Origin of the sequence: Pseudomonas edaphica (assembly GCF_005863185.1) — a bacterium.
In the GTDB taxonomy this organism is placed as follows: domain Bacteria; phylum Pseudomonadota; class Gammaproteobacteria; order Pseudomonadales; family Pseudomonadaceae; genus Aquipseudomonas; species Aquipseudomonas edaphica.
Window position 1 is genome coordinate 1 of sequence record NZ_VBVZ01000528.1, and the last position, 4,333, is coordinate 4,333.

At 58.3% G+C, this 4,333-nt stretch carries 7 protein-coding genes; 5 read left to right on the top strand and 2 right to left on the bottom strand.

What is annotated here, in order from left to right; all coding sequences use genetic code 11:
- The 4 genes from FEM54_RS25745 to FEM54_RS25760 form a co-directional block, all read left to right on the top strand.
- The coding region (locus FEM54_RS25745) for a phage tail tape measure protein (RefSeq protein ID WP_138453576.1) at positions 1–1,150 on the top strand (1,150 nt) is incomplete at its 5' end.
- The gene (locus FEM54_RS25750) at positions 1,150–1,488 is read left to right on the top strand and encodes a phage tail protein (RefSeq protein WP_138453577.1); all 339 of its coding nucleotides are present in this window, start codon (positions 1,150–1,152) and stop codon (positions 1,486–1,488) included. The genes FEM54_RS25745 and FEM54_RS25750, both read left to right, overlap by 1 nt.
- An 11-nt stretch (positions 1,489–1,499) precedes the next feature.
- Positions 1,500–2,252, top strand: coding sequence for a phage minor tail protein L (locus FEM54_RS25755; RefSeq protein WP_138453578.1), 753 nt, complete (start codon positions 1,500–1,502; stop codon positions 2,250–2,252).
- A 2-nt stretch (positions 2,253–2,254) separates the two neighbouring features.
- Complete coding sequence (locus FEM54_RS25760) at positions 2,255–3,019, top strand: C40 family peptidase (protein ID WP_138453579.1); 765 nt, start codon at positions 2,255–2,257, stop codon at positions 3,017–3,019.
- 221 nt (positions 3,020–3,240) lie between these two features.
- Here the strand turns inward: FEM54_RS25760 and FEM54_RS25765 are convergent, their stop codons facing one another.
- The gene (locus tag FEM54_RS25765; RefSeq protein ID WP_138453580.1) at positions 3,241–3,504 is read right to left on the bottom strand and encodes a hypothetical protein; all 264 of its coding nucleotides are present in this window, start codon (positions 3,502–3,504) and stop codon (positions 3,241–3,243) included.
- An 82-nt stretch (positions 3,505–3,586) separates the two neighbouring features.
- Positions 3,587–3,844 carry a hypothetical protein gene (locus tag FEM54_RS25770; RefSeq protein ID WP_138453581.1) on the bottom strand — a complete coding sequence of 86 codons (258 nt, stop codon included), beginning with the start codon at positions 3,842–3,844 and terminating at the stop codon, positions 3,587–3,589.
- 234 nt (positions 3,845–4,078) lie between these two features.
- Here FEM54_RS25770 and FEM54_RS34430 point away from each other — a divergent pair.
- On the top strand, positions 4,079–4,333 hold a 255-nt coding region (locus FEM54_RS34430), incomplete at its 3' end, for a hypothetical protein (protein WP_205894431.1).

Consider the following 4,333-nt stretch of genomic DNA (forward strand, 5'->3'; position numbering starts at 1 on the left):
CGCAGGGATGGTCAAAGCGCAGAAGGATGCTGACAGTCAGCTTGAAGTCCTGGCGACCAACGAGACCGGGCGCCTGGCCAAGCAAGAGCGCGCGATCAGCACCTACGTGCAGGCACTGGAGCAGCAACAGCGAGCCCTGGAGCTTGCCGGGCAGCGCGCGGTTCTTGGCGTGGGGCAGGGTGACCGCCAAAACGCACTCAGCGGCGAGCTGAACAGCCAGCAAGACCGGTTTGCTCAGCAGTCGCTGGAGCTGGCCAACCAGAAGTCCGATCCGTCGCGCAATATGTCGGAGGAAGAATTCAAGCGTAAGTCGCAGGCGCTCGCCGACGCGAACAAGGCTGCCACTGACCAGATTCGGCAAAACTATGCGGATGTGGAAAATGCGCAGGGTGATTGGACCAAGGGCGCAACAGCGGCGTGGGACAACTACTTGGATTCGGCACGAAACGTCGCCGGGCAGACGAAAAGCCTGTTCGGCAACGCCTTCAGCTCCATGGAAGACGCGGTCGTCAACTTCGCCACGACAGGTAAGTTCTCGTTCGCAGACTTCACGAAGTCGGTTCTCGCTGATATGGCCCGCATTGCAACACGCCAGGCGAGTTCAGCATTGCTGAGCAGCCTGGTGGGCTCGGCAGCGAGTTACCTAGGCGGTAGCGCGGCCGGCGGCAACGGACTGGCGGCTGGGTCTGCTGGTGCCGCGTCTTCAAACCTTGGGGCCTCAGCTGGCGGCTATTCCGGTTCGTACTTCCCGCAAGCCTTGGGTGGCGCCTGGTCGGGGGGTGTACAGATGTTCGCCGACGGTGGCGCCTTTACCAACACCATTGTCAGCAAGCCCACGGCGTTCGGTATGGCCAACGGCAAAACAGGGATCGCTGGCGAGGCGGGGCCGGAGGCGATCATGCCGCTGACCCGGACATCCAGCGGCAAGCTGGGGGTTATGGCGATGGGCGGCGGCGGGGCTGGCGCAACGCAGATCAATGTCGAAGTGCATATCGACGGAGACGGCAACGCATCATCCTCCGCCGACGCGCCTGGCTACGACCTGTTTGGCAAAGAACTGGCTGCGTTCGTTGAGCAGAAGTATCAGCAACTGCGCAACAAGGACATGGGCCAGGGCGGCGTCATCAACAAAGCAATCAAGGGGCGCTGATGGCAATCGAGCGATTCACCTGGGCAACGGAGAAGGGCGCGGAGGGGGAAATCACCCAGCGCGTCCGTTCCAAAAAGTTCGGCGATGGCTATGAGCAGTCGGTCGAGGACGGACTGAATAATCAGTCGGAATCCTGGCCGGTTACGTTTACCGGTATGGCATCCCGTATCCTGGAGATCAGGAAGTTCCTCGACAGGCATAAGGGGGCAAAAGGCTTTCTCTGGACGCCGCCCCTCGGCGAGCTTGGCCTCTACAAGTGCAACGGTTACAAGCCGGTTCACCGTGGCGGCCAGGTCTACGCCATCACCGCCACCTTCCAGCAAACCTTTCACCCTTGAGATAACCGCCCATGGCACTGATCACGGACATCCAGAAACTGGAGCCCGGCGGCGAGATTCGCCTGTTCGAAATTGACGGCACCGAGTACGGCGCGGATTACCTGCGCTTCCATGGGCACGCAATTCCGCACACGCCCGAGGAACTGCTTGCCTACGAGCATTCGGAAGAAGATCTGCCAGCCAAGTCAATTTGGTGGCAGGGCGCCGAATATGCGGCCTGGCCGGTACAGATTGAAGGAATTGGCTCCAGCAGCGACGGCACGGCCACCCGCCCAACGTTCGCCGCCGGCAATGTAAACGGACGAGTCACGGCGCTGTGCCTGGCCTTCGAGGATATGCTGAAATTTAAACTGACGGTTCGCGAGACACTGGCCAAGTATCTGGACGCAGCCAACTTCCCCGATGGGAACCCAACTGCTGACCCGACCCAGGAAGCGCTGGAAATCTGGTACATCGACCAGAAAACCAGCGAGGACGGCGAGGCGGTGGTCTGGGAGTTGTCTTCTCCGGGCGAGATCGATAACCACGGGCTGCCCGGGCGCCAGATGACGACGTTCTGCCACTGGGCTATGACCAATGGTTACCGGGGGCCGGACTGCGGCTACACCGGCGCGGCCATGTTCGACGACGAGGACAGCCCTACGGATGACCCTGCCCTGGACCAGTGCAAGGGTTGCCTGTCGTCCTGCAAGCTGCGCTTCGGCGAGAACAACGAACTGTCCTTCGGTGGATTCCCCGCCGTGTCCCTCATTGCCCGGAGCTGACCATGCGCAAGCACATCATTGCGGCTATCCAGGCGCACGCGGCATCTGAGTATCCGCGCGAGTGCTGCGGCCTGCTGCTGGCCGTGGGCCGAGCGCAGAAATACGTTCCGTGCCGGAACATCGCCACAGAGCCTAACGAAGAGTTTCGGCTTGATCCGGAGGACTACGCTGCGGCGGAAGACCAGGGCGAGGTGATCGGCATTGTTCACTCGCACCCGGACGCCACCAGCAGGCCGTCACCGCACGACCTGGCCATGTGCGAAGCCACGGCCTTGCCCTGGCACATTCTTTCCTGGCCCGAGGGCGACATGCGCACGATCACACCCTGTGGCAGCACGCCGCTGCTCAAGCGCCCGTTCGTGCATGGGGCATGGGATTGCTGGCAAGTCTGCGCAGACTGGTACCAACGTGAATGGGGGCTTGAGTTTGAGGCATTCCAGCGCACTGATGGCTGGTGGGAGAGCTCGGAGAACGCAAGCCTTTACGAGCAGCACTACGAGACGGCCGGGTTTGTTCGCGTTGACCAACCGCAGCGTGGGGATCTGATCGTCATGCATGTGGGCCGGACGGTTCACCCGAATCATGCCGGCATCTTCCTGGGCACCGACCCGGCACTCCCCGGTGAAGAGTCGGGCACCTTCGGCCCCGGACCGTTCCTACTGCACCACCTGTACGGCAGGCCGTCCGAGATCATCGTCTACGGCGGCCCCTGGCATGACCGAACACGCCTGATCCTCAGGCACAAAAACGCAAAACGACCAGCATGATGCGGCACGGCCGCAGGAGTTAGAAATGAATCAGCCAGACCCGTTTAACCCTGCCATAGCCTGGCGTAGAGGACTTGCCAATCCTGAGCGAGACCCTATAGAAGTTGACGTGCAGGATGGGCGCGCTGAGTATTTGCTCAACGGCCCGTATCGGATGCCCGAAGGATCCAAGATCGAAGTGATCGATGGCAGGGTTCTTTGGACTGGCGGCCGATCAACGCCTAGTTGATATGCCCAATGACGCCTGCAAGCTGTCCGCCAGCGTGCGCGTAATTGCAATCTTCAACCTGTATCAGCGCAAACTCTTTACCGGTCTTGTAAAACTCTTTATACACGTCCTCAAACGGCTTTTCAGTCCAAAACGAGTACAGCCCTTGCTCAGTGGGTACGTAAGAGCCGTCAACTGAAACCGTCACTGATATCATCCCGACTTCCTTGTGCGGCGTGATGAGTAAATATGGGAACCGCGTTTGTCCATTGCTCACATTGACCTCCAGGTCGTAAACGCGCCGATATTAGCGCAACCCCAGTCCTTGGGCTTGCAGGCGAAGGACTGGGGTCGAAAGATCAGTTGGCGCTATCGTCCTCAGGCTCGCATGCAGCATCGATGTATTCTTGAAGTTGACGTGCGAAATCAGGGTTGGCGGGGTGATTTTTGATATCGAGTGTGAAGGTGCCCTTTTTCTTCGCTGAAGTGTGAATGTCAACAAAAACACCACCCACTATGTACTGGGTGCCGTACTGAAGAGGTTTGTCACCTTCGTATTTTTTGTCGGTTCTGATGAAGTTCAAGACGCCAAACAAAAATTTGCTGTCTATGCGCATTTTTTTTCCTTGAGATTAGTGCGATCCATGGCATCCATTTGCGCCATGGCGGCATAAAGCTACTATGCATGCGGCGATTCCCGCCACTGGCATTCCATCCACGCTGGATACCTGGACAGGTCAGCAGTGAGAAAGGGAAAACATGGCGATTTCTCTCACGCCCGCTACGATCCTGTTGTGGCAATAAGCCATATAGGTGTGGGAGAGGGTATGTAAGGGGTAATGGTTTTATCGGTGATAGCAGTACTGGCAGGGTGCTCAGGGAAAATTGTTACCTATGAGCAAGCTGACTGTAAGAGTGGTTGCGAGGGTGTTCCTTTTTTTCGACTAGTTCAGGTAAAGGAGCAATACATTCAGGACAAAATCCTGAATAAAGAAGGTGAAATGCTGCGTTACGCCGGGGGCGACAAAAGTACTGGCTGCTTTGCGGTCCAAGTCACTGAAACGAAGCTAATACCGGCGGCAAAAGAAAGCTATATCCGTTACGAA